General features: G+C 72.7%; 19 protein-coding genes and 1 pseudogene. 13 read left to right on the top strand and 7 right to left on the bottom strand.

Annotated features, from left to right (window positions below; genetic code table 11):
• Positions 1-16 precede the first annotated feature (16 nt).
• Complete coding sequence (locus OG852_RS41080) at positions 17-511, bottom strand: hypothetical protein (RefSeq protein ID WP_330350529.1); 495 nt, start codon at positions 509-511, stop codon at positions 17-19.
• A gap of 378 nt (positions 512-889) precedes the next feature.
• On the opposite strand from OG852_RS41080, the pseudogene OG852_RS41075 reads away from it, so the two are divergent.
• Positions 890-1,219 (top strand): annotated as a pseudogene (locus tag OG852_RS41075) (family 43 glycosylhydrolase); the annotation flags it as partial.
• A gap of 6 nt (positions 1,220-1,225) precedes the next feature.
• Here the strand turns inward: OG852_RS41075 and OG852_RS41070 are convergent.
• The gene (locus OG852_RS41070; RefSeq protein WP_330350528.1) at positions 1,226-1,822 is read right to left on the bottom strand and encodes a peptidoglycan-binding domain-containing protein; all 597 of its coding nucleotides are present in this window, start codon (positions 1,820-1,822) and stop codon (positions 1,226-1,228) included.
• A gap of 545 nt (positions 1,823-2,367) precedes the next feature.
• Here OG852_RS41070 and OG852_RS41065 point away from each other — a divergent pair.
• Both OG852_RS41065 and glpK read left to right on the top strand, forming a co-directional pair.
• Positions 2,368-3,213, top strand: a complete 846-nt coding sequence (locus OG852_RS41065; RefSeq protein WP_133915146.1) for an MIP/aquaporin family protein — start codon at positions 2,368-2,370, stop codon at positions 3,211-3,213.
• 28 nt (positions 3,214-3,241) lie between these two features.
• Positions 3,242-4,759 carry a glycerol kinase GlpK gene (gene glpK / locus OG852_RS41060; protein ID WP_330350527.1) on the top strand — a complete coding sequence of 506 codons (1,518 nt, stop codon included), beginning with the start codon at positions 3,242-3,244 and terminating at the stop codon, positions 4,757-4,759.
• 61 nt (positions 4,760-4,820) lie between these two features.
• On the opposite strand, the gene OG852_RS41055 is transcribed toward glpK, so the two are convergent.
• On the bottom strand, positions 4,821-6,374 hold the full coding sequence (locus tag OG852_RS41055; RefSeq protein ID WP_330350526.1) for a multicopper oxidase family protein: 1,554 nt from the start codon (positions 6,372-6,374) through the stop codon (positions 4,821-4,823).
• Positions 6,375-6,658: 284 nt separating this feature from the next.
• On the opposite strand from OG852_RS41055, the gene OG852_RS41050 reads away from it, so the two are divergent.
• Positions 6,659-7,429 carry a polysaccharide deacetylase family protein gene (locus tag OG852_RS41050; protein ID WP_330350525.1) on the top strand — a complete coding sequence of 257 codons (771 nt, stop codon included), beginning with the start codon at positions 6,659-6,661 and terminating at the stop codon, positions 7,427-7,429.
• Here OG852_RS41050 and OG852_RS41045 read toward each other — a convergent pair.
• Positions 7,389-8,900, bottom strand: coding sequence for a hypothetical protein (locus tag OG852_RS41045; protein ID WP_330350524.1), 1,512 nt, complete (start codon positions 8,898-8,900; stop codon positions 7,389-7,391). The two genes, OG852_RS41050 and OG852_RS41045, sit on opposite strands and share 41 nt — an antisense overlap.
• A gap of 217 nt (positions 8,901-9,117) precedes the next feature.
• Here OG852_RS41045 and OG852_RS41040 point away from each other — a divergent pair, with 217 nt between their 5' ends.
• The 5 genes from OG852_RS41040 to OG852_RS41020 all read left to right on the top strand — a co-directional run bounded on the left by OG852_RS41040 (position 9,118) and on the right by OG852_RS41020 (position 16,903).
• Complete coding sequence (locus tag OG852_RS41040; RefSeq protein WP_133915151.1) at positions 9,118-10,926, top strand: methylmalonyl-CoA mutase family protein; 1,809 nt, start codon at positions 9,118-9,120, stop codon at positions 10,924-10,926.
• Positions 10,926-13,118, top strand: coding sequence for a methylmalonyl-CoA mutase (gene scpA, locus OG852_RS41035; RefSeq protein WP_133915152.1), 2,193 nt, complete (start codon positions 10,926-10,928; stop codon positions 13,116-13,118). The genes OG852_RS41040 and scpA overlap by 1 nt, the downstream gene beginning before the upstream one ends.
• Positions 13,115-14,107 (top strand): methylmalonyl Co-A mutase-associated GTPase MeaB, encoded by a 993-nt coding sequence (gene meaB, locus OG852_RS41030; RefSeq protein WP_330350523.1) that lies wholly within the window; start codon positions 13,115-13,117, stop codon positions 14,105-14,107. The genes scpA and meaB overlap by 4 nt, the downstream gene beginning before the upstream one ends.
• Positions 14,108-14,334: 227 nt before the next feature.
• Positions 14,335-15,771: a rifampin monooxygenase gene (gene rox / locus OG852_RS41025; protein ID WP_330350522.1), complete on the top strand. Its 1,437-nt coding sequence runs from the start codon at positions 14,335-14,337 to the stop codon at positions 15,769-15,771.
• A 91-nt stretch (positions 15,772-15,862) separates the two neighbouring features.
• On the top strand, positions 15,863-16,903 hold the full coding sequence (locus OG852_RS41020; RefSeq protein WP_330350521.1) for a phosphotransferase family protein: 1,041 nt from the start codon (positions 15,863-15,865) through the stop codon (positions 16,901-16,903).
• Here OG852_RS41020 and OG852_RS41015 read toward each other — a convergent pair.
• Positions 16,786-17,787, bottom strand: a complete 1,002-nt coding sequence (locus OG852_RS41015; RefSeq protein WP_330350520.1) for a DMT family transporter — start codon at positions 17,785-17,787, stop codon at positions 16,786-16,788. The two genes, OG852_RS41020 and OG852_RS41015, sit on opposite strands and share 118 nt — an antisense overlap.
• Before the next feature lie 80 nt (positions 17,788-17,867).
• On the opposite strand from OG852_RS41015, the gene OG852_RS41010 reads away from it, so the two are divergent.
• The gene (locus tag OG852_RS41010) at positions 17,868-18,791 is read left to right on the top strand and encodes a LysR family transcriptional regulator (protein WP_330350519.1); all 924 of its coding nucleotides are present in this window, start codon (positions 17,868-17,870) and stop codon (positions 18,789-18,791) included.
• Between the two features lie 142 nt (positions 18,792-18,933).
• Here the strand turns inward: OG852_RS41010 and OG852_RS41005 are convergent, their stop codons facing one another.
• Positions 18,934-19,938, bottom strand: a complete 1,005-nt coding sequence (locus tag OG852_RS41005; RefSeq protein WP_133915158.1) for a LacI family DNA-binding transcriptional regulator — start codon at positions 19,936-19,938, stop codon at positions 18,934-18,936.
• Between the two features lie 133 nt (positions 19,939-20,071).
• Entirely contained in the window at positions 20,072-21,082 is a 1,011-nt protein-coding gene (locus tag OG852_RS41000) for a DUF3152 domain-containing protein (RefSeq protein WP_330350518.1), read from the bottom strand.
• A gap of 137 nt (positions 21,083-21,219) precedes the next feature.
• On the opposite strand from OG852_RS41000, the gene OG852_RS40995 reads away from it, so the two are divergent.
• From OG852_RS40995 to OG852_RS40985, 3 genes are all read left to right on the top strand, one after another.
• Positions 21,220-21,915, top strand: coding sequence for a response regulator (locus OG852_RS40995; protein WP_133915160.1), 696 nt, complete (start codon positions 21,220-21,222; stop codon positions 21,913-21,915).
• Between the two features lie 191 nt (positions 21,916-22,106).
• Positions 22,107-23,597: an ATP-binding protein gene (locus OG852_RS40990; protein ID WP_443064674.1), complete on the top strand. Its 1,491-nt coding sequence runs from the start codon at positions 22,107-22,109 to the stop codon at positions 23,595-23,597.
• On the top strand, positions 23,594-24,196 hold the full coding sequence (locus OG852_RS40985; RefSeq protein ID WP_330350517.1) for a hypothetical protein: 603 nt from the start codon (positions 23,594-23,596) through the stop codon (positions 24,194-24,196). The genes OG852_RS40990 and OG852_RS40985 overlap by 4 nt, the downstream gene beginning before the upstream one ends.
• Positions 24,197-24,426: the final 230 nt, after the last annotated feature.

The following is a 24,426-nucleotide window of genomic DNA, read 5'->3' as shown; positions in this document are numbered from 1 at the left end:
CGGCCCGCGGGCGGGGTCAGTGGGGGCCGGTCGTCGGCAGCCACACCCGCATCGTCGACGGGCCCCGGTCGGCCCGGGAGTGGTAGGGCACGAGAACGATGCCGGTGCGGTCGGCGGCGGCGGCGGACGAGGGGGTCCGGTCGAGCGGTCGGTACGGCCAGGCCCGTGCGTCGGGTGCGGTGAGTTCCCCGGGCGCGACCACGGTGCCGTCGGGGCCGTTCCGCGGCGCGGCGGAGGTGTCCACGCGGATCGCGTCGGTCTCCCGGCCGTCCGGGAGGTCCACGGACTCGGCGCAGTACACGAGCGGCCCGCGCTGCACGGCGACCGTGCCGCGTACGGCGTCTACGCGCGGGTCGGCCTCGGTCCAGCGGGGCGCGACGGGCAGTTCGAGAGGGACCTCGTCGCCGGCGCGGAAGACACGGGTGACCGTGGCCGTGCCCCGCCGGGCGGTACGGCGGACGCCGTCCGGGTCGACCAGCCGGGCCGTGCCGCCGTCCGCCCACTCGGGCACGCGCAGCGGCAGGGTCCACGGGCGGTTCCGGGGACCGGTCGATCCGTACGGTCACGCGTCCGTCCGTCGGGTAGTCGGTGCGCATGGTCAGCCCGATGCCGGCGGTGGAGATCTCCGCGTCGGCGTACTGGTGGAGCTGGGGGCCGTGGTCGTCCTCCGTGGCCAGGTAGGCGGGGAGCGCGGCCAGGGTGCGGGCCACGTTGGCCGGACGGCACGACACCGCGAACCAGGCGCGCGCAGGCCGGAATCTGCGCGCGGGCTCTCGGCGTCCACCGGCGGCACGGTGCCCCGGCGGCGGCGGTGCAGGGTGTTGGCGTAGAAGAAGGCCCGGCCGTCCTCGGCCGGTGAGGTGGCGACGACGTTGAACGGGGTCCGCTCCATTGCTCCACACCCGACTGCAAACTCGGCATGCTCACCTGCAACGGGGGCGATCCGCTCAGCTCCTCGTCCTGGGTCAAGTCGCCGAACCCGGTCTTCCAGCGGTCCGACGCCAACGGGGTGTACGGCCCGGGCCACAACGGCTTCTTCAAGTCGCCCGACGGGACCGAGGACTGGATGGTGTACCACGCCAACTCCTCGGCGGGCGGCGGCTGCGACATGAACCGCACGACCCGGGCGCTGAAGCTCACCCGGAACGCGGACGGCACCCCGAACTTCGGCACCCCGGTGGCCCTCGGTGTCTCCCTGCCGGCGCCCTCGGGCGCATAGCCCGGCTCAGGGCTCCGAGGTCTCGGACTCCAGGGCGGCCCGGGTCGCCGTCGCGTAGACGCCCGACTCGTCCGTGAGGACGAGCCGGGCGAGCTGGTAGTTGCGGACGGCGGCCTCGACGGCGCTGCCGTACTCGCCGTCGGCGTCTCCGCTGTAGAACCCTGCCTGCTGCAGGCGGAGTTGGAGTTCGGTGACCTCGGGGCCGCGGTCGCCGGGGCGGAGCACCGGGGACGGTCCGCCGGTGGGGCTGGGAGCGGGGGCCGCGGTGGAGGTGGCTCCGGTGCCGGTCGGGGACGCGGTCGGCTCGGCGGATTCCGTGGAGGTCGCGGCGCTCTCGGTGGGGGTGGCGCTCTGTGACGGGGTCGGGCTCGCGGAGGTCGGCGTCGGGGACGCCGAGGCCGTCGGGCCGGTGGCGGCGGTGCCGGTCCCGGTGGCCCCGGCCGGCACGCTGGCCCGTATGTCCTCGGGGCCCGCGCTGCCCCTCGAGGGGCTCTGGTAGCTGAACAGCGCGGCGACGGCACCTCCCGTCACCAGCACCGCGGCGGCCGCTCCGACCCCGGTGAGCTGGACGAGCCGCCGGGGCCGTCGGCGGCCACCGGTCACTGGGGACCCCTCGGCTTCTCCAGCCCCTCCCGCCCCCTCGGCCCCTTCCTGGGCCCCTTCCGCGGCCTCCTCAGGCCGTTCCTCCGGGGACCACGGCACCGGTGCGCCCGTGGCTCCGGTGACCGGCCGGGTGGCTAAGTTCCCGGTGTCCTCCGTCGTGACCGCCGGTTCCGCGAAGGGGCGGATGCGCAGGGGGTCGAAGTCCTCCGCGGCCGCCGCCTCCGCCGCGCGGGTCTCCAGGTGGGCGTCGGCCGCGCGGCGGGCGCAGGAGCAGGCCGGACCGCCGTCCGCCGCCCTGGGGACACCGCATTCCGGGCAGGCCAGACCAGTCGGTTCACTCACGCGCCGTTCCTCTCCCTGCGAACTACAGAATTCAACCAAACTTTCTCCACCGAATCCCCGGCAGACCGCCGGGAAGCAGCCACCCGGACCCGCGCAGATAAATATTCTGTATGTGCGGTAAGGGCTTGATCGTCCTATTCTGATCCCGTGAGGACTCGGGGCAATCTACGGCCGGTCCTGAGGCCGGCGGGAATCGAGCTGCTATGGCTGAGCGGCTGAAAAGATCGGTGCTGGTCGGCGAAGTGTCGGCCGAATTCGCCGGAACCATGGTTCTGATCCTCTTCGGCTGTGGCGTGGTGGCCCAGGTCGTGGCCGGCGGAGGACTGACGACACCCCCGGGCGGGCTGGGCAACCACGACAGCATCGCCTGGGCCTGGGGTCTCGGCGTCACCCTCGGCGTCTACGTCGCGGGACGCCTGAGCGGCGCGCACCTCAACCCCGCGGTGACGGTCGCCCTGGCGACGTTCAAGGGGTTCCCGTGGAAGAAGGTGGGGCCCTACATCGTGGCCCAGTTCCTCGGTGCCTTCGTCGCGGCCCTCATCGTGCGCTGGAACTACACCGAGGCACTGGGGAAGTACGACCCGGGCCACACCATCAAGTCCCAGGGCGTGTTCTCCACTCTCCCGGCCAACGGCAACCCCAATCTGCCGGTCCACGAGTGGGGCGCGTTCCGCGACCAGGTCATCGGCACCGCCATTCTGCTGCTGCTGATCCTGGCCGTCACGGACCTGCTGAACAACCCGCCCCAGGCGAATCTGGCCCCGTTCATCGTCGGCCTGATCGTCGTGGCGATCGGCATGGCGTGGGGCACCAACGCGGGATACGCGATCAACCCGGCACGTGACTTCGGCCCCAGACTCGCGAGTTTCATCACGGGGTACGGCACAGCCTGGAGAGATCAGTACGACAACTTGTACTTCTGGGTGCCGATCGTCGGTCCACTGATCGGCGGACTGCTCGGCGCCTTCCTCTACAAGTTCTTCATCGGCCGGTTCCTGCCCACGGCGGAGCCCGAGCCTCCCGGTCGCGTACCGGCTCCCGAGGACTGACACCCCCGACGAAAGAGGCGGCATCCCCATGGCGGACTTCGTGGGAGCGGTGGACCAAGGCACCACCAGTTCCCGTTTCATGATCTTCGACCACAGCGGCAACGAGGTGGCGAAGCACCAGCTGGAACACGAGCAGATCCTCCCCAAGGCGGGATGGGTCGAGCACGACCCGGTGGAGATCTGGGAGCGCACCAACTCCGTGATCCAGAACGCCCTGCGGCACGGGAACCTGTCCCCCACCGACCTGACGGCGATCGGCATCACCAACCAGCGCGAGACCACCGTGGTGTGGGACCCGCGCAACGGCCGGCCGTACTACAACGCCATCGTCTGGCAGGACACCCGCACCGACTCCATCGCCGCCGCCCTGGAACGCGAGGGCAAGGGCGACGTCATCCGCCGCAAGGCGGGGCTGCCGCCGGCGACGTACTTCTCCGGCGGGAAGATCCAGTGGATCCTGGAGAACGTCGACGGCGTCCGTGAGGCGGCCGAGCAGGGCCACGCGGTCTTCGGCAACACCGACGCCTGGGTCCTGTGGAACCTGACCGGCGGTCCCGACGGCGGCATCCACGCCACCGATGTGACCAACGCCAGCCGCACCATGCTGATGGATCTCGAAACCCTCGACTGGGACGACGAGTTGCTGGGGTTCTTCAACATTCCGCGGTCGATGCTGCCGAAGATCAACCCCTCCTCGCACGCGGAGGCGTACGGGACCACCCGGACCTCCCGGCCGCTGCGCGAGGCCATTCCCATCGCCGGCGTGCTCGGCGACCAGCAGGCGGCCACCGTCGGCCAGGTCTGCTACGCGCCGGGCGAGGCGAAGAACACCTACGGCACCGGCAACTTCCTGGTGCTCAACACCGGTACGGAACTGGTGCGTTCCCAGAACGGGCTGCTCACCACCGTGGCCTACCAGTTCCAGGACAGCCCGGCGATCTACGCCCTGGAGGGCTCGATCGCGGTGACCGGGTCCGCGGTGCAGTGGCTGCGCGACCAGTTGAAGATCATCGCCAGTGCGCCCGAGAGCGAGACGCTGGCCCGCGGCGTCGCGGACAACGGCGGCTGCTACTTCGTCCCGGCGTTCTCCGGTCTGTTCGCCCCGTACTGGCGTTCCGACGCCCGCGGCGCGATCGTCGGGCTCGCCCGGTACAACACCAACGAGCATCTGGCGCGGGCGACCCTGGAGGCCATCTGCTACCAGAGCCGTGATGTCGTCGAGGCCATGGAGCAGGACTCCGGGGTCCATCTCGACGTCCTGAAGGTGGACGGCGGGATCACCGCGAACGATCTGTGCATGCAGATCCAGGCCGATGTGCTCGGCGTGCCGGTGAGCCGTCCGGTCGTCGCCGAGACCACCGCGCTCGGTGCCGCCTACGCGGCGGGCCTGGCCACCGGCTTCTGGCAGAGCCAGGACGAACTGCGCACCCACTGGCAGGAGTCCAAGCGCTGGGAGCCGCAGTGGTCCGAGGAGCAGCGCGCGGAGGGCTACGACGGCTGGAAGCGGGCGGTGGAGCGCACGCTCGACTGGGTCAAGGTCGAGTAGCCCCGCTCCCGTCGTCCCGGACGGCTCCCGGCTCCTTCGGCCGGGAGCCGTCCTCGTGCCGTCAGCGCACGTACTCGACGATCTGCATCATGCCCTCGTCCTCGTGCTGGGACTGGTGGCAGTGCACCATCGCGCGCCCGGTGAAGTCCTCCGCGCGCAGCCGGAAGGTGAGCGATCCGTGGGGCGGCAGGCCCACGGTGTCGTGCCAGACGGGTGTGGCCAGCGGGCGGTTGTTGACCGCGGTGACGAGGAAGTGGTTGGTGTGCAGATGGAGGGGGTGGTGGGCGTGGGTGCGGGAGTCGTTGGTGACGGTCCACTCCTCGACCTCGCCGAGACGGACGCGGTGGTTGACGTAGTCGGGCCGGAAGCGGCCCCACTGGAGGTCCGCGCGCCCGGCCTGCGGGTCGGCGGGCGGGGTCTCGCCGTCGCCGAGGATGCGGTAGGCGTTGCGGAAGTCCCCCGTGAGGACGTTCTCGTAGCTGCGGAAGATCAGCGAGCGTCTGCGGGTGGGCGCGGGCAGGGTGGTGGGCCGGCCCGGCAGCCGGGTGGGCAGTGACATCCGGCGCGGGGTGCCGGTGACCTTGAGCGTCATCAGGGGCCGGCTCACTCCGCCCGCGGTCAGCCGGTAGACGCCGGGCTCGCCGCCGCGGACCAGCAGGTCGGCCCGGCCGCCCACGGGAAGCTGGAGGGCGGTGACGGCGGCCGGTTTCATGAAGGTGATGCCGTCGAAGGCGATCTGGTGCATCTTCTGCCCGTCCAGGGACAGATAGAGCGTGGTGAGCGCCCCGGCGTTGACGAGCCGCCAGCGCTGGACCTCTCCCGGGGCGATGGTCAGGACCGGGCTCAGCGCGCCGTTGACCAGGAAGGTCGAGGGGATGCGGTCGTAGGTGGTCTCCGAGGTCAGGTCGGGCACCTTGCCGCCGGACATCTTGAGTTCGTTGATGCAGACGACGATGTCCTTCGCCGCGGCGACCTCGGGCACCGCGTCGATGTCGCCCTCCACGACGATCACCCCGGCCAGGCCGTTCAGGAGGTGGGTCGCGGTGGAGCCGTGGTGGTGCGGGTGGTACCAGAACGTGCCGGCGGGGTGGTGGGCGGGGACGTCGACGACGCTGCGCCAGGTCGTGGTGCGGCGGGCGGTGCCGGCGGGCTCGAAGGAGCGGAAGACGTTGTCCGCCTCGCCCGCGGGGTCGACGTGCATGCCGTGCAGATGCAGGTTGACCGTGTTGAAGCCGTGCGGGACGTTCATGCCGAGGTCGTGGTGGGCCGGCCCGGTGTTCGGCGGGAGCGCGTTGACGTGCGTGATCTGCAGGGAGTCCCCGGGGCGCACCCGCAGCGTCGGGCCCGGCAGGGACCCGTCGTAGGTGCGAGTGAGCACGGTGCCGACGTCGGGCACGTGCTGCTCGGTGAACCCGACCGTCAGCCGGGTCTCCAGCCGGCGCGGGCGGGGCCGGACGGTCCGGGTCGCGGGTTGCGGGAAGGGGACGTCGGTGGTCGCGCGCGCGCCCGTGGCGGGCGTGCTCGCCGCCTGTGCGCTCGTCGCCCTCCCGGCGAGGACCGCCCCGGCCGCGAGCGGCAGGCCCTTCAGTACTCCACGACGCGGCACGGATGCCATGAATCGCCTCCAAGGCAGCAGCGGGCAGACCATCGATGCGGACACACCACACCCATATGATTACAGAGTGTGATGATAGTGTACTCGGAGTAGCCGCCTCCGCATGTGCGGCAGGGCCGATCGGGGGCACCGACCGGCCGCCGCCCGCCGAGTTGTCCGTGAACTCCCCCGGAATGGTCCGTGCTTCGTAACGAAGGGATCCCGTGGTCCCACGCCCTCGTCCTGCCAGGTGATCGGGACGGCGACCGAGGGTCGACGCGGAACTGCGGGAAAGTGGGGCGGACATGGCGCGGCACAGCGGGCGGGGCTGGTACGGCAAGGTCGCCGCGGCGGCGGTCGGGGTGACGGTGCTGGCCGCCGGGGCCTCGGTGTGGGCCACACAGGCCGGTGCCGTGGGGACCGGGTCCGCCCGTGCGTCGAGCTCCGCCGAGCCGGGCGCCGACATCAAGCCGGTGGACGTGACCATCGCGCACGCCTCGGACAAGGGGGCGCGGGGCGTCAACATCACCATCGACGACGGCCCCGACCCCGAGTGGACCCCGCAGGTCCTGGACGTGCTGCGGGAGTACGGGGTGAAGGCCACGTTCTGCATGGTGGGGACGCAGGCGCAGGCCCACCCGGACCTCGTGAAGCAGGTGGTCGCGGCCGGGCACCGGCTGTGCGACCACTCGGTGTCGCACGACACCACCATGGACAAGAAGTCCGAGGCGTACCAGTCGCAGCAGATACTCGACGCCGAACGCATGATCACCGAGGCGTCCGGGGGCGTGCGGCCGATGTACTACCGGGCCCCCGGTGGCGCGTTCACCCCGTACAGCCGCAAGCTCGCCGCCTCCCGGGGCATGCGCCCGCTGGGCTGGAACGTGGACTCCAAGGACTTCGAACGGCCGGGCGCCGACACCATCGTCGCCACCGTCGAGCGCGAGGTGACCAACGGACCGACGATCCTCTTCCACGACGCGGGCGGCGACCGCTCCCAGACCGTCGAGGCCCTGCGCCAGGTCCTGCCCTGGCTCAAGGAGCAGGGCTACTCGTTCGGCTTCCCGGTGCGCTGACGCCCGGGGCCAGGTAGACGTCCAGGGCGCCCGCCCGGGCCGGCGTCCAGGAGCGGGCGTAGGCGGGTGGCGCGCCGCCCGGCCGTACGAGCGCGGCGACGGGCAGCCGCCGGGCCGTGGCCGCGAGACCGGCCGCGCCGGTGTTGGCGTCGTGGCCGCGGACCGCCGCGGACGCGCAGCCCGCGTGGAAGGCGATCGGGACGTAGTCGCGCCCGGTCACCAGGCAGGGCGGGCGTACGCCGAGGCGGTGCAGTGCGGCGGCGGTGCGGGCCCACTCGCGGTGCGCGGCGGTGGTGCGCCGCACGGTGTGTTCCAGCACCGCGAACTGCACGGCCAGGTGCACGGCCAGGGCGAGGGTCAGCAGGGCCGGGGCCGGCCGCCGACGGATCCGGCCCGGTGACCTGGCCCGGTGCACCAGGAGGTCGGCGACCGGCACCGCGAGCAGCGCGTAGGCGGGCAGCAGGAAGCGGGGGGCCGCGTAGCCGATCAGGAAGAGGTAGGGGAAGGCCGCCGAGGCGGCGCACGCCAGCGGTACCAGGGTGGGGGCCGTGCGCCGGGCGCGGAGGGCGACGACGGCCGCGCCGACGGCGAGCAGCGGAAGGGCCCACCACCACAGGGTGACCACGACGGGCGGCGGGTCACCGGTGCACGGGCGGCACAGCGTACGTCCGGACAGACCGCGCACCTGGTCCATGACGGCGATGTTCCAGCCGAGGCCGCCCTGGACGCGGGAGGCGTCGGACAGGCGCCGCGCCGGGCCGCCGTAGGAGACGTACGCCTCGATCACCCACGGGGCGGCTCCGAGGGCGAGGCCGCCGGCCAGGGCCAGCAGGGGCGCGGGGCGCCGCCAGCGCCGTACGCCCACGAGAAGGACGAGCAGGGGCAGGGCCGCCCAGAGGGCGTCCGTGGGGCGCATCAGGGCCATGAGCGCGGCGCTCAGGGCCAGCCCCCACAGAGCTCGCGCGGTCCGGGCGCGCAGGAAGTACCCCGTGGCGGCCAAGGCGCCGACGGCGACCCAGTGGTTGGGCATGGCCTGCGGGCCGTAGAACAGGGTGACCCACAGGCCGGCGAACAGGGCGCCCGCGGTCGTGAGCACACGGGCCGGGAAGACGCCGCGCCAGGCGCGCAGGGCGAGGAGGAGTCCGAGCCCGGACAGGACGGCCAGGTACGTCCGCAGCAGCGCGGTGGACGACGACCAGGCCGCGACCGGCGCCACCAGCAAGGGGACGCCACGGGCGCGCGGGGCGCTGAAGAAGGCCGCCGGGGCGTGCGACGACACCTGGCTGACGTACACCGACTCGTCCCAGCCGAGTCCCATCCCGGGCCGTACCAGCAGGAGTTGGGCCAGGGTGAACGCGCCGACGACGGCCAGGAGTCCCGCGTCGCCCCGCGACCGCCACCGGGAACCTCCGGCCCGCAAGTCGCCGGGCCCGCGCACACCGGCCAACGTGGCCTGCGGGCTGTCACTCACGACTCCAACGTCCCCGTCAGGACGGGGACGTGCCTCCGGGGTGGGCCGAACGGGTCAGGGCCAGGCGCACCCGCGGAGATCGGGTCCGGCCGGGCCGGCTACGAGAGCCGGAACCGGTGATCCGGACGACCGGTGAAGGCAATCACATGCTCGGCGAGGGAAAGGTCACAGCCGCGCCCTCTGCTGCCCCTTTGCGCCTCTGCCCTAACATCCGAGCATGACGGTCCTGCCTGACGACGGGCTTGAGCTGGCCGCCGAGTTCCCTGACTCCACCCACGAGCAGTGGCAGCGCCTCGTCGCGGGCGTGCTGCGCAAGTCGGGCAAGGACGTCGAGGGCGCTCAGGCCGAGGAAGCCCTGTCCACCGCGCTGGAGGACGGGCTGCGCACCCGTCCTCTGTACACCGCGCACGACACCGCGCCCGAGCCGGGTTACCCCGGGTTCGCCCCCTTCGTACGATCCGGCCGGCCGGATGGGAACACCGTCGGGGGGTGGGACGTACGGCAGCGGCACACGGCGGCCGACAACGGTGCGGTGCTCGCGGACCTGGAGAACGGCGTCACCTCCCTGTGGCTGGCCGTGGGCGACGCGGGCATCCCGGTGTCGTCGCTCGGCGCGGTCCTCGACGGGGTCTATCTGGACCTGGCGCCGGTCGTCCTCGACGCGGGGGCCGAGGTCGAGCCCGCCGCCCGGGAGCTGCTGCGGCTGTACGAGGAGCGGGGCGTCGGCAAGGACGCGGCGCGCGGCAACCTGGGCGCCGACCCGCTCGGGCACGAGGCCCGTACCGGGCGGACCGCGGACTTCGCGCCTGCCGTCGCGCTGGCGCGGCTGTGCTCCGAGGAGTACCCGGCGCTGCGGGCCCTGACGGTGGACGCCCTGCCGTACCACGAGGCGGGCGGCTCGGCCGCCCAGGAGCTGGGCGCCTCGCTCGCGACCGGTGTCGCCTATCTGCGGGCGCTGACCGAGGCCGGGCTGAGTGTCGAACAGGCTTGTGCGCAGGTCGAGTTCCGGTACGCGGCGACAGCGGACCAGTTCCTGACGATCGCCAAGCTGCGGGCCGCGCGCCGCCTGTGGGCCCGGGTCGCCGAGGTGTGCGGGGCACCCGCCGCGGGCGCCCAGGTCCAGCACGCGGTGACCTCGCCGGTGATGATGTCGCGCCGCGACCCGTGGGTGAACATGCTGCGCGCGACCGTCGCCACGCTGGCCGCCGGGGCCGGCGGGGCCGACTCGGTGACCGTGCTGCCGTTCGACGACGCGGTCGGGCTGCCGGACGCGTTCGCGCGCCGCATCGCGCGCAACACCTCGACGATCCTCATCGAGGAGTCGCACCTCGCCCGGGTGATCGACCCGGCGGGCGGTTCCTGGTACGTGGAGCGGCTCACGGACGAACTCGCCCGCGCGGGCTGGGAGTTCTTCCGGACGATCGAGCGCGACGGCGGCCAGGCGGCGGTCCTGCGCTCGGGCCGGATCCGTACCGACCTGGCGACGACCTGGGCGGAGCGCTCCAAGCGGATCGCCAAGCGACGCGAACCCATCACCGGGGTCAGCGAGTTCCCGTTCCTCGCCGAGAAGCCGGTCGTGCGGGAGGCCGCTCCCGCGCCCCTCTCGGGCGGTCTGCCGCGGGTGCGCCGCGACGAGGCGTTCGAGGAGCTGCGGGCGCGCTCGGACGCCCATCTGGCCGCGACGGGCGCCCGGCCGCGGGTCTTCCTGGCGGCGCTCGGTCCGGCCGCCGCGCACACCGCGCGGCTGACCTTCGCCGCGAACCTCTTCCAGGCGGGCGGCATCGAGCCGGTCACCGAGGGCACGTTCGAGGAGAGCGGGGCCACGGAGGCCTGTCTGTGCTCCAGTGACGCGCTGTACGAGGAACAGGCCGGGCCGCAGGCCGCGCGCCTGAAGGCGGCCGGCGCCACGCGGGTGTTCCTCGCCGGGCGTCCCGGGCCGTACCCGGATGTCGACGACTTCGTCTTCGCGGGCTGCGACGCGGTCGCCGTCCTGTCCGCCACCCTCGACCGCATGGGAGTGTCCTGATGACCGCCCCTTCCGGCCCCTCCGTCCCCGACTTCTCCGGGATCGAGCTGGGGACCCCGGTCGCCGACGGCGGCGCCGACGAGTGGCGTACGGCTCTGAAGAAGGCGGCCGGCGGGGACGACCTGCTCTGGGAGACCCCGGAGGGCATCGCCGTCAAGCCGCTGTACACCGGGCAGGATGTGGAGGGCCTGGACTTCCTGGGCACCCACCCGGGCATCGCCCCGTATCTGCGCGGCCCGTACCCGACGATGTACGTCAACCAGCCCTGGACGATCCGTCAGTACGCCGGTTTCTCCACGGCCGAGGAGTCCAACGCCTTCTACCGCCGCAACCTGGCCGCCGGCCAGAAGGGCCTGTCGGTCGCCTTCGACCTGCCCACGCACCGCGGCTACGACAGTGACCACCCGCGCGTCACCGGTGACGTCGGCATGGCGGGCGTGGCGATCGACTCGATCTACGACATGCGGCAGCTGTTCGACGGGATCCCCCTCGACCGGATGACCGTGTCGATGACCATGAACGGCGCCGTGCTGCCGGTCCTGGCGCTGTACATCGTGGCGGCGGAGGAGCAGGGCGTACCGCCCGAGAAGCTGGCCGGGACCATCCAGAACGACATCCTCAAGGAGTTCATGGTCCGCAACACCTACATCTATCCGCCGAAGCCGTCGATGCGGATCATCTCCGACATCTTCGCGTACACCTCGCAGCGGATGCCCCGCTACAACTCCATCTCCATCTCCGGCTACCACATCCAGGAGGCCGGTGCCACGGCCGACCTGGAGCTGGCGTACACGCTCGCGGACGGGGTGGAGTACATCCGGGCGGGCCGGGAGGCGGGCCTGGACGTGGACGCGTTCGCGCCCCGGCTGTCGTTCTTCTGGGCGATCGGCATGAACTTCTTCATGGAGGTCGCCAAGCTGCGGGCGGCGCGCCTGCTGTGGGCGAAGCTGGTGAAGCAGTTCGACCCGAAGAACACCAAGTCGCTGTCGCTGCGCACCCATTCGCAGACCTCGGGCTGGTCGCTGACCGCGCAGGACGTCTTCAACAACGTCACGCGCACGTGTGTGGAGGCGATGGCGGCGACCCAGGGCCACACCCAGTCGCTGCACACCAACGCCCTCGACGAGGCGCTGGCGCTGCCCACCGACTTCTCGGCGCGCATCGCCCGCAACACCCAGCTGCTGATCCAGCAGGAGTCCGGCACCACCCGGGTGATCGACCCGTGGGGCGGCAGCGCGTACGTGGAGAAGCTGACGTACGACCTCGCGCGCCGGGCCTGGCAGCACATCCAGGAGGTGGAGGCGGCGGGCGGCATGGCCAAGGCGATCGACGCCGGCATCCCCAAGCTGCGCATCGAGGAGGCCGCGGCCCGCACCCAGGCACGGATCGACTCCGGCCGCCAGCCCGTCATCGGTGTCAACAAGTACCGCGTCGAGAACGACGAGGCGATCGAGGTCCTCAAGGTCGACAACTCCTCCGTACGCGCCCAGCAGATCGAGAAGCTGCGGCGGCTGCGCGCGGAGCGGGACGAGCGGGCCTGCCAGGACGCGCTCGACGCGCTGACCCGGGCCGCCGGCGGTGAGGGCAACCTGCTGGAGCTGGCCGTGGAAGCGGCCCGCGCCAAGGCGACCGTCGGGGAGATCTCCGACGCCCTGGAGAAGGTGTACGGGCGGCACGCGAGCCAGATCCGTACCATCTCCGGCGTGTACCGAACCGAAGCAGGCGAGTCCCCGTCCGTGGAACGCACCCGCGCCCTGGTGGACGCGTTCGCGGAGGCCGAGGGCCGCCGTCCGCGCATCCTGGTCGCCAAGATGGGCCAGGACGGCCACGACCGCGGCCAGAAGGTGATCGCGACCGCGTTCGCCGACCTCGGCTTCGACGTGGACGTCGGCCCGCTGTTCCAGACCCCGGCCGAGGTGGCCCGGCAGGCGGTCGAGGCGGATGTGCACATCGTCGGGGTGTCCTCCCTGGCCGCCGGACACCTCACCCTCGTGCCGGCGCTGCGCGAGGCGCTCGCCGAGGAGGGGCGCGAGGACATCGTGATCGTGGTGGGCGGGGTCATCCCGCCGCAGGACGTGCCGACGCTCCTGGAGATGGGCGCGGCGGCCGTCTTCCCGCCGGGCACGGTCATCCCGGACGCGGCGCACGACCTGGTGACACGGCTGGGTGCCGACCTCGGGCACGAGCTGTGATCGATGTCGACACGTATGTGAAGGGTGTACTCGACGGGAAGCGCGCGCTGATCGCCCGCGCCATCACCCTCGTCGAGTCCACCCGGCCCCAACACCGGTCGCTGGCGCAGGAGTTGCTGACCGCGCTGCTGCCGCACAGCGGCCGGGCGCGGCGCATCGGGATCAGCGGGGTCCCGGGGGTCGGCAAGTCCACGTTCATCGACGCCTTCGGCACGCTGCTGACCTCGCTCGGCCACCGGGTGGCGGTGCTGGCCGTCGACCCGTCCTCGACCCGTACGGGCGGCTCGATCCTGGGCGACAAGACCCGGATGGAACGCCTGGCGGTCGACCCGGCGGCCTTCGTACGGCCCTCCCCCAGCGCGGGCACCCTCGGCGGGGTCGCCAAGGCGACCCGGGAGTCGATGGTGGTGATGGAGGCGGCCGGCTACGACGTGATCCTCGTCGAGACGGTCGGCGTCGGGCAGTCCGAGACCGCCGTGGCGGACATGGTCGACTCCTTCCTGCTGCTCACCCTCGCCCGTACCGGCGACCAGCTCCAGGGCATCAAGAAGGGCGTCCTGGAGCTGGCGGACGTCATCGCCGTCAACAAGGCGGACGGTCCGCACGAACGCGACGCGAAGGCCGCGGCGCGCGAACTCTCCGGCGCCCTGCGGCTGATGCACGGACCCGATCCGGCCTGGACACCGCCCGTGCTCAGTTGCAGCGCCCGGGAGTCGACCGGCCTGGACACCGTCTGGGAGCGCCTCGAACAGCATCGCGCGCTGCTGGACTCGACCGGCCGGCTGACCGCCAAGCGACGGGACCAGCAGGTCGGCTGGACCTGGAGCATGGTCCGCGACGAACTCCTCGGCCGGCTGCACGCCGATCCGACGGTACGAGCCCTGGCGCCGGCCCTCGAACAGCAGGTGCGCGAGGGCGAGTTGACGGCCACGCTGGCGGCCGAGCGGATCCTGCGGGCGTTCGGGGGGCCGGAGCGGCCGCAGGGCTGACCCGCGTCACGCGCGCTCCGCGGCGGTGTGCGCGGACGGCCGTCGACAGCCCGCTCGCCCGCGCCGCCGGAGCCGGGCGGCCTCCCCCGTCAACGACAAAGGCAAGGAGCAGTCCACTCCTTGCCACTCTCAACCTATAGCACACGGGGGGTATTGCGGCAAGGCCCCCGGTGTGCTGCAGAATTTCCGGCCTGAGCCAGGAACCTGCGGAAACCGGGGGCGTTTCGATGATCGACGTGATCGTGGTGGGCGGCGGACCGACCGGTCTGATGCTGGCCGCCGAGTTGCGGCTGCACGACGTGGGCGTGGTCGTGCTGGAGCGGCTGACCGAGCCGACCCCGCAGTCCCGCGGGCAGGGCCTGCACGCGCGGAGTGTCGAGATCATGGACCAGCGCGGGCTGCTGGAGCGGTTCGCCGCGGTCAGCAAGGAGTTCTCGGTCGGGGGTCTGTTCGGCGGCATCGTCAAGCCGTGGCCGGACGGGCTGGACACGGCCCACCCGTACGGTCTCGCCACACCGCAGCCCGTCACCGAGCGGCTGCTGAACGAGCGGGCCCTGGAGGTCGGTACCGAGATCCGGCGGGGCTGCGACGTGGTCGGGGTGAGCCAGGACGAGGAGGGGGTGACCGTCGAGCTGGCGGACGGCACCCGGCTGCGCTCGCGCTATCTCGTCGGGTGCGACGGCGGCCGCAGTCTGGTGCGGGGACAGCTCGGCGTCGGCTTCCCGGGCGAGCCCGCCACGGTCGAGACCCTGCTGGGCGAGATGGAGCTGACCGAGGATCCCGCGAGGATCGACGCCGTGATGGCGGAGGTCCGCAAGACCCAGCTGCGCTTCGGCGTGGCCCCCAGCGGGGAGGGGGCGTACCGGGTCGTCGTACCCGCCGACGGAGTGGCCGAGGACCGGACGACCCCGCCGACCCTGGAGGAGTTCAGGACGCAGCTGCGGGCGTTCGCGGGCACGGACTTCGGGGCGCACTCGCCGCGCTGGCTGTCCCGGTTCGGCGACGCCACCCGGCAGGCCGAGCGCTATCGGGTGGGGCGGGTGCTGCTGGCCGGCGACGCGGCGCACATCCATCCGCCGACCGGTGGGCAGGGGCTCAACCTGGGCGTCCAGGACGCGTTCAACCTGGGCTGGAAGCTGGCCGCCGAGGTCGCCGGCTGGGCGCCGGAGGGGCTGCTGGACAGCTACCACACCGAACGGCATCCGGTGGGGGCCCGGGTGCTGGACCACACCCGGGCGGCGATGACCCTGCTGGGGGCGGAACCGGGTCCGACCGCGCTGCGGGAGCTGTTCTCGAAGCTGATGGACTTCGAGGAGGTGAACCGGTACGTGACCGGGATGATCACCGCGGTCGGGATCCGCTACGACATCGGCGCCGGCGAGGGCGGTCACGAACTGGTCGGCCGGCGGCTGCGGGACGTACGGCTGAAGGAGCGCGGGCGCCTGTACGGGCTGATGCACGGCGGGCGCGGGCTGCTGCTCGACGGGACGGGCCGGCTGTCGGTGGCGGGCCGGGAGGACCGGGTCGACCATGTGGTCGACGTCTGCGAGGAGTTGGACGTGCCCGCGGTGCTGCTGCGGCCGGACGGTCATGTGGCGTGGGTCGGCGAGGACCAGGAGGAGCTTTCCGGCCCGCTGGCCCGGTGGTTCGGCGCCGCCGGTTGACGGCCTCCGGTCCCTGGACCGAGATCGTCGGCCGCCGCAGAATGTGAACGCTCCCCGCATCCCGTGCCGACGACCGGAAGCGAGCCGCCGCATGCAGAGCCTGACCAAACGCCGCCTGTCCGCCGAGGAGTTGGACATCCTGATGCGCGGGGCGACGGGTGTGGGGTGCCGGCTGGAGGCGGAGTTGACCGACGGCTGGTTCAACACCGCCTACCGGGTGCGGTTCGACGACGGCCGTGCGGCGGTGGTGAAGCTGGCGCCGCCGGCCGACGCGCCCGTCCTGCGGTACGAGCGGGGCATCATGGCGACCGAGGCGCTGGTGTACCGGCGGCTCGCGCCCCTGGCCGACGGCGGGGTGCCGACCCCGGAACTGCTGTACGCGGGGGACGACTTCCTCGCGGTGTCCGTGCTGGACGGCACTCCGTGGGACAAGGCGGCGGACCGGCTGCCCGTCGCGGCCGAGAGGGCTCTGCGGCGCGAGCTGGGCGGGATCACCGCCCGGCTGCACACCCTGGTCTCCGAGGACGGACGGTTCGGCTATCCGGCCCCCGAGTCCGGTCTGTCCGCCCCCGACTGGCGGACGGCGTTCACCGCCATGGTGGAGGCGCTGCTGGAGGACGCCGCGCACTGGCGGTCCCCTCTCGGCGTGCCGCCGGCGCAGATACGGGCCCTGGTGGCGGCGGGCGCCGACGCGCTGGACGAGGTCACCCGGCCGTGCCTGGTCCACTTCGACCTGTGGCCGGGGAACATCTTCGTCGGCGTGTCCGACGGGACCGGCGCCCGCGACGAGACCGGCGCCTGCGACGAGGACGGGAGCGACGCACCGGACGTGCGGATCACCGGTCTCATCGACCACGAGCGGGCCTTCTGGGGCGACCCGGCCGCCGAACTGACCTCCCTGGAGTTCGGCGGGGACATCGGTCCGGACAGCGATCTCGTCACCGGGTACCGCCAGGCCGGCGGCCGGCTCGACTTCACCCCCGCCCTCCGCCACCGGCTGGCGCTCTACGGCCTCTATCTGGGGCTGCTGCTGGTCGTGGAGTGCTCGCCGCGCGGATACGACGAGGATCGCGTCGCCTGGTCCCAGGGCTTCCTTGCCGAGCGCGTGTCCGCGCTGCGCGCGCTGGGATAGCCGGTCGCCCGCGTCCGGCGTTCGACGGCCTGCCCCCAGTACGTCCCGGTGACGATCAGCGCGGCCCCGAGCGCGGAGAGCGCGGTGAGGTGCTCGTCGCCGAAACCGATGCCGACCAGCAGGGCCCAGACCGGTTCGGTGCCGAGCAGCAGGCTGGCGCGGGTCGGTGAGGTGCGCTGGACCGCCCAGGTCTGGGCCAGGAAGGCGAACAGTCCGCAGAACAGGGCCAGATAGACGAGTTGGGCCCAGGTGGCCGCGTCGACGCGGGCGAGCTCCGGCAGTCCGGCGGCCGTGCCGGGCAGGAACAGGGCGGTGCCGACGACGAGCTGCACGGTCGTGAGCTGCAGGGGTCGTATCGCCCGGCCCGTGGTGAGCCGTCCGACGAGCACCACATGGCCCGCACGGACGACCGCCGCCGCGAGCATCAGCAGATCACCGGCGCCGGGGGCGCGCAGGCCCGTCCCGGAGACGAGCAGGCCCACGCCCGCGACACACACCCCGGCGGCCAGGAAGAAGGTCCGCGGCAGGCCGCCGGGGCGTCCCACGCGGTCCAGCAGCGGGGTGAGGACCAGGGTGAGGCTGATGATCAGGCCCGCGTTCGCGGCACTGGTGTGGGCGACGCCGTAGGTCTCCAGGACCAGGACGGCCGCCTGGGTGACACCGAGCAGGGAGCCGCGGAGCACCTCGTCCCGGGTCGGGGGACCGGTGCTCGCGCGCCGCGCGGTGACCACGGCGACGCAGGCGAGGGCGGACAGGGCGTAGCGCAGGAAGAGGACGAGGAGCACCGGGGTGGTGGCCGTGGCCGTCTTCGCCGACAGATAGCTGGAACCCCAGACGACGGCGACGGCCAGGAGCACCACATCCGTTCGGCGGGTTGCTGGCATGGCTTCACCTTCGCGGACCCGCACTGTGAAGTAAACGCCGACTTTGTGAAACAACCCTTTAGCGAAGCTACACTGGCGGGATGGACGAGAGGCAGCTCCGGGTGTTGCGGGAGCTGGGCGAGCTGGGCAGTGTCACCGCGGTCGCCGAGGCGATGCGGGTGACGCCTTCGGCGATCTCGCAGCAACTGCGGCTGCTGCAGCGGTCGATCCCGGTGCCGCTCACCGAGCGCGACGGGCGGCGGCTGGTCCTCACGGCCGCCGGGCAGGCGCTCGCCGACGCGGCGATCGGGGTGGAGACGGCGCTGGCCCGGGCCCGTCACGCCGTGGACGCGTTCGTCGAACGGCCCGACGGCGTGGTGTCGGTGGCGGCCTTCCACAGCGGTGCCGCCGCGTTCTTCCCGCTCCTGCTGCGCGAGACGGGCACCCCGGGATCGCCGCAGGTCTCCCTGCACGACGAGGACGTGGCGCAGGACGAGTTTCCGCCGCTGACCCGCCACTACGACCTGGTCGTCGCTCACCGGCTCGACCACGCGCCGCCGTGGCCGAGGACCGCGACGGCCACCGCCCTGCTGCGGGAACCCCTCGACATCGCCCTGCCCGCCGACCATCCGCTGGCCGACCGGGCCGAGCTGACCCCTCAGGACGTCGCCGGCCTGCCCTGGATCACCGTGCACGACGGCTTTCCGCTCATGGCGACCGTCGAGGCCGTCTCCGCCGCCGCCGGACGCAGGGTACGGATCGTCCATCGCATCAACGAGATCGCGGTGGTCGCGGAGGTGGTGGCCGCCGGCGCCGGCGTCGCCCTGATGCCGCGCTGGACCTCCCGCCCCCACCCGTCCGTGGTGCTGCGCCCCCTCAGCGGCATCCACGCCCACCGCCACATCGACGTGCTCCACCGCCCCGAGCGCTCGGCCCGTCGAGCCGTACGCACGGTGCTCACCGCACTGCGGCGAGCCGCGGAGACCGTACGCGACCGAGGTGGCGACCCGGACCCCCGCTCCTAGCCGCCTTCTGTCACCGGCTCGCCGAACTCCCACCGGCTTGTCAACAGACGTCGTCGGCCCGCCGCTCCGACCGCGACCGTCCTGGCGGGCACCCTGTTCGCGGCGAACGGCACCCGCTGAGCGGGGCGGTCGGCGGCTCGCGTCAGGCCGGATCGCCCTCCGGCGCGGGTCCGCTGGTCCCCCGCACCACCAGCTTCGGTTCCACCACCGCCTCCCTGGGCTGGAGTTCGGGGTTCTCCAGCCGTTCCACCGCGTAGCGCACGGCGTGTTCCGCCATCAGCACCGCGTCCTGGCGGACGGTGGTCAGCCCGATGGGCATCAGGTGGGAGAGGTGGCTGTCGTCGTAGCCGACCACGGACAGATCGCGGGGCACCTCGACGCCGGCCCGGGTCAGGGACATCAACAGGCCCATGGCGCAGCGGTCGTTGCCGGCGAGGACCGCCGTCGGAAGCGGCCTGCCCCCGTCGCGCTCGGCGAGGAAGGTGCGGCCGGCCTCGATGCCCGACACCTCGGTGTGGTCGCCGGGAAGGACCCGGGCCTCGGACTCCAGTCCGTGCCGGCGCATCGCGGCCCGGTAGGCGCGCCGGCGTTCCGCGGAGCCGGGGCCGTGGCCGCCGTCGATGTGCACGATCCGGCGGTGCCCCAGCTCGACGAGGTGGTCCATGGCCTGCCGTACGCCCTTGCCCTCGGCGGAGTGGACGAAGTCGACGTGGGCCTGGGGGACGCGGCGGCTGACGGACACCGCGACCGTACGGCGCCCCAGGTCGTCGAGGAAGGCGGGCTCGGCGAAGGAGCCGAGCAGGATCAGCGCCTCGCAGCGATGGCTGAGCAGCGCCTCGACCGCCTTCTCCTCGCTGCGGCTCCGGGTGGAGCCCGACAGCAGGACCTCGTAGCCGAGGCGTTCGGCTTCGGGGTAGATGGCCTCGATGAGGTTGGTGTGGAAGGTCTGCTGCACGGTGAACATCACACCGAGGGTGCGGCTGCGGCCGCGCGCCAGCAGCCGGGCGGCGCTGTCGGGCCGGTAGCCGATCTCGTCGGCGACCTTCAGCACCCGCTCCCGGGTCTCCTCGCTCGCACCCGGCTGGTTGCGGAACACGATCGAGACCAGCGCCCGCGAGACGCCCGCCTTCGCGGCGACGTCCGCCATCGTGGGCCGCCGCCTGCCCGAAGCGCTCACCTGAACCGACCCTCCCACGTGCCCGCCCCGGCGGGGTCGGGCGCAGTCCCGGCCGTCGTCGTCCTTCTGACGTCCGGACCATGGTCATCGTACTCGGCGCCCGTCAGGGCACGGCGGGGCCGGTGATGACGTTGCCCTGGTCGTCGTAGGGCCAGACGTTGGGGACACAGCCGTTCATGCCCTTGATCTGCTGCATCATCGCGGGGGCGGGCCGGCCGGCGCCGGGGCAGCCGACGTGGTTGTGGCCGAGGAAGTGGCCGACCTCGTGGTTGATGATCAGTGCCCGGTAGGACGGGACGTCGTCGGCGTAGACGGGGGTCGCCAGTTCCCAGCGTTCGAGGTTGACCATGACCTTGTCGTGGTGGCTGCAGTTGAAGTCGCCATGGGTGTCCAGCCCTCCCTCCAGGCAGATCCTGTCGACGGTGCCGGGGGTGGCCACCTTGACGACGAAGTCGGCGGGCCCGCCGGAGACCCGCTGGAAGGCGGAGACACCGTCGGCGGTCCAGCCGCGCGGGTCGGCCAGGATCGTGTCCACCTGCTGCGCCACGTCCGCGGTGGAGAGCCGGAGCCCCGTCTCGACCTCGACCCGGTAGCGGAGGGGCTTCTTCCCCTTGCCGACCGGGTCGCTGCCGCCGGAGGCGGTGACGAAGGTTCCCGGGCCGGTGCTCGGCAGGGGGACGGTGGTCGTGGAGGGGCTCGGCGAGGCGCTCGGCGACGCCGAACCGGACGAGCCCGAGGAGGACGCGCCGGGGCGCGGGGTGGTGCGGCCGGGGGCCGGCCCGTCGGAGTCGGAGACCCCCGCCCCGGAGGCGCCCGGCCCACCGGTGCCGGACCCGACGGCGCCGGACCCGTCGTCCGCGCCCGCCCCGGAGGCACTCGACTCCGAGGCGCTGGGCTCGGCGCTCCCGCCGCTCCCGGCGCCACCCGCCCTCGTCAGTAAGTCCTTGCCGGCCGGCAGCGCCCAGCCCACGGCGGCGAAGCCGGCGACCCCGAGGGCCGTCGTCACGGCGAGCCCGGTCCACAGCAGGCCCTTGCCGCGCCGCCGCCCGGAGGCGTGCGCGGGGCCCCTCCGACGGCGGCCGGCGGTGGAGGACTTCGCTTTGTGCTCGCTCATGTTCAGCCCGACTGTGAAGTTGATGTGACCGGATCAGGGTCAGACAATAACGGATTCGTAACGAGTGATCATCCGGTCTATGTGATCATCCGGTAACAGTGCCCCGCTCGAGGACCGGCGGTCCCGATACTGAGCCCATGCCACGTGTTCTGCTGATCGAAGACGACCCCGCCGTCCGGGAAGGGGTCGCACTGGGGCTGCGCCGCCAGAACCATGAGGTCGCCGCCGTCCCGACCGGGGAGGAGGGCATGGACCGGCTGCGGTCCTTCCGGCCCGATGTCGTCGTCCTCGATCTGATGCTGCCCGGCATGAGCGGCCTGGACGTGTGCCGTGCCGTCCGCTCCGTCGACCAGACCCTGCCGATCATCATGGCGACCGCGCGGGGTGATGACGTGGACATCGTTGTCGGTCTCGAGGCGGGCGCGGACGACTACGTCGTCAAACCGGTGCAGGCCAGGGTGCTGGACGCACGGATCCGTGCCGTGCTGCGCCGGGCGGGCGGAGCGGCAGCGGGCGACGGCGGACTGCCGAAGATCGAGACGTACGGGGAGCTGACCGTCGACCGGGCCGGGCTGTCCGTCACCGTGCGGGGCACCCCGGTCCAGCTCGCCCCGTCCGAACTCCGGCTGCTGCTGACCCTGTCCGCCTCGCCCGGGCAGGTGTTCAGCCGGCAGCAGCTGCTGGAGGCGGTCTGGGAGCACAGCTACCACGGCGACGCCCGGCTGGTGGACGCCTGCGTCAAACGGCTGCGCGCCAAGATGGGCGACCCGCCGCGCGAACCCCTGTACATCCAGACGGTCCGCGGCTTCGGCTACCGGTTCGCGGCGCGGTGAGACGCGCGGAGCGGGTGAGGACCCGCGGGAGCGAGGCGAGGAGCGTTCCGCGTCTCCCCCCTCCCAAGAAGGAAGTGACCGTTCCCGAGAAGGAAGTGCCCGTTTCCGAGAAGGAAGTGCCCGTTCCCGAGAAAGAAGTGACCGTTCCCGAGAAGGAAGTGCCCGCCTCGCGGCACCGGGTGAGCACACGGGTGAAGGGGGCACGTGGGCCGTCCCGGGTGGTGCTGCGGGGCCTGCGGGTACGGCTGGTCGTGGCGTTCGGGCTGGTCGCCGCGCTCGCCACGACCACGACCGGCGCGCTGACCTACCGCGAGGCGCGCAACGGGATGCTCCAGCAGAGCCAGGACACCGTGATCCGGCAGCTGCGCGCCCAGGTCAGCCGGCTCGCCACGGGCGTCGGCTACCCGCCGACCGAGGACATGCTCCAGCGGTATGCGGGCGAGGTGGCCCGTGCCGAACCGTCGGGCACCTGGCGGGTCCTCGTGACCTACGAGGGGCTCAGCGCGACCTCGATGCCCGGTTACCGCTTCGACGAGGTGACGCCGGCCGTGCGCCAGGCCGTCGGCTCCAGCATGGCCACCGTGTTCCAGCGTGTGCACAGCGAAGGACGCACCTCCCTGGTCGTCGGCATGTCGGTCGTCTTCGCCTCGGCCGAGGGCACGCAGACGCCCACCGGGATCCGGGTGTTCCTGACCGTGCCCCAGACCGACGAGCAGCGGTCCGTCGACGCGCTGGTCACGGCCATCGAACGGGCGACCGCGTCGGCGCTCGGCGTCGCCGTGCTGCTCGCCCTGTTCGCGGCGCGCGGGGTGCTGCGGCCGGTGCGGGCGCTGCGCCGGGCGACCCGCAGCATCGCCGAGGGCCGGCTCGACACCCGGCTGGACGTCAACGGCTCCGACGAACTCGCCGATCTCTCCCACACGTTCAACGAGACCGCGGCGGCGCTGGAGAAGTCCGTCGCCGAGCTGCGCGGCATGGAGGCGCGGGCCCGCCGTTTCGCCTCGGACGTCTCGCACGAGCTGCGCACCCCGCTGGCCGCCATGTCGGCGGTCACCGACGTGCTGGACGAGGAGGCCGCCCGCCTCGATCCGGACACGGCGACCGCGGTACGGCTGATCAGCGAGGAGACCGTGAAGCTGGCCCGGCTGGTGGAGGACCTGATGGAGATCTCCCGCTTCGACGCGGGGGCGGCGGAACTGCACCTGGACGAGATCGACCTCGCCGAGTCGGTCCGGCGCACCATCGCCTCCCGGGGCTGGTCGGACGCGGTCGAGGCCCGGCTGCCGGGGCCCGACGAGCTGCGGGGGCGGGTCGATCCGCGCCGGCTGGACGTGGTGGTGGCCAACCTGGTCGGCAACGCCCTGCGGCACGGCGGGCGGCCGGTACGGCTGACGCTGTCCGAGGGCGGGCCGCACGCCACACTGCGGCACGCGGTCCTCGAGGTGGCCGACAGCGGGCCGGGCATCCCCGAGGACGTGCTGCCGTACGTCTTCGACCGCTTCTTCAAGTCCGACAGCGCGCGTACCCGCACCGAGGGCAGCGGGCTGGGCCTGGCGATCACCGAGGAGAACGTTCGGATGCACGGCGGCACCGTCCGCGCGGCCAACCGTCCCGGCGGCGGTGCCGTCTTCACGGTGGAACTCCCGCTGCGGCGGGACGAGTCGGCGTGGGAGAACCTGTGACGAGACCGCCCTACCGTGCGGCGCTGCTGATCGTCGGCGCGGCGCTCGCGCTCTGCGCCTGCGGCATCCCCTCGACCGGCGTGGTCGAGGCGGGCGGCCCGGCGAGCGGGATCACCGCGACGACCCCGATCTACTTCGTCCAGGACGGCGGCCTGTTCGTCGTACGCCGCGCCGTCCGGGAGGGCGGGGACCCCGCGGTGGCCATCGAGGAGATGCTCGGGGGCCCGGACGTGGTGGAGCGGTCGCAGGGGGTGACCACGCAGGTGGACTGGTCGTCGGGGCCGGAGTCCCTCATCCCGACCGACGACACCTCGCCGGTCCGGGACAGCACCGTCCAGCCGGCCGCCACGGCGGTGCCCTCCCCGTCCGAGACGTCCCATGAGCCGATACGGGTCACGACCGAGGGCGGCCGGGTCTCGGTCGTCCTGCCGAAGAGCGTGTCGACGGAGTTCTCCCCCCTGGCGCGGCGGCAGCTGATCTGCACGGCGGGCCGGGCCCGTCGCCTCATCCTGCGGGACTCGGAGCCGGTGACGGTGACCGTGACCACCGCCGAGGGCCGGCGCGTCCAGGGCACCGACGAGGACTGCCCCGATCCGTAGGGCGGCCGGGGAATCTTCGGGACGGCCGTGGTACCCGGGTACCACGGCCGTCCCGGCGACAGGACGGTGGTCGACCATCTGAGCTTCACGGTGAAGGCAGGCCGGATGACACGTCAACTCTGCGGACCAATCAGGTCCCGCCACAACCGTGGCCAATTTCAGCCGTCAACAAGCATTGAATGCCACGATAGTTGACACCTCGCGCATCCGGGCAGCAGGATCGGGGCGCC

It is taken from the genome of Streptomyces sp. NBC_00582, assembly GCF_036345155.1.
GTDB lineage: Bacteria > Actinomycetota > Actinomycetes > Streptomycetales > Streptomycetaceae > Streptomyces.
The sequence above is the reverse complement of the archived record's forward strand: the minus strand, read 5'-3'. Positions and strand labels throughout refer to the sequence as shown.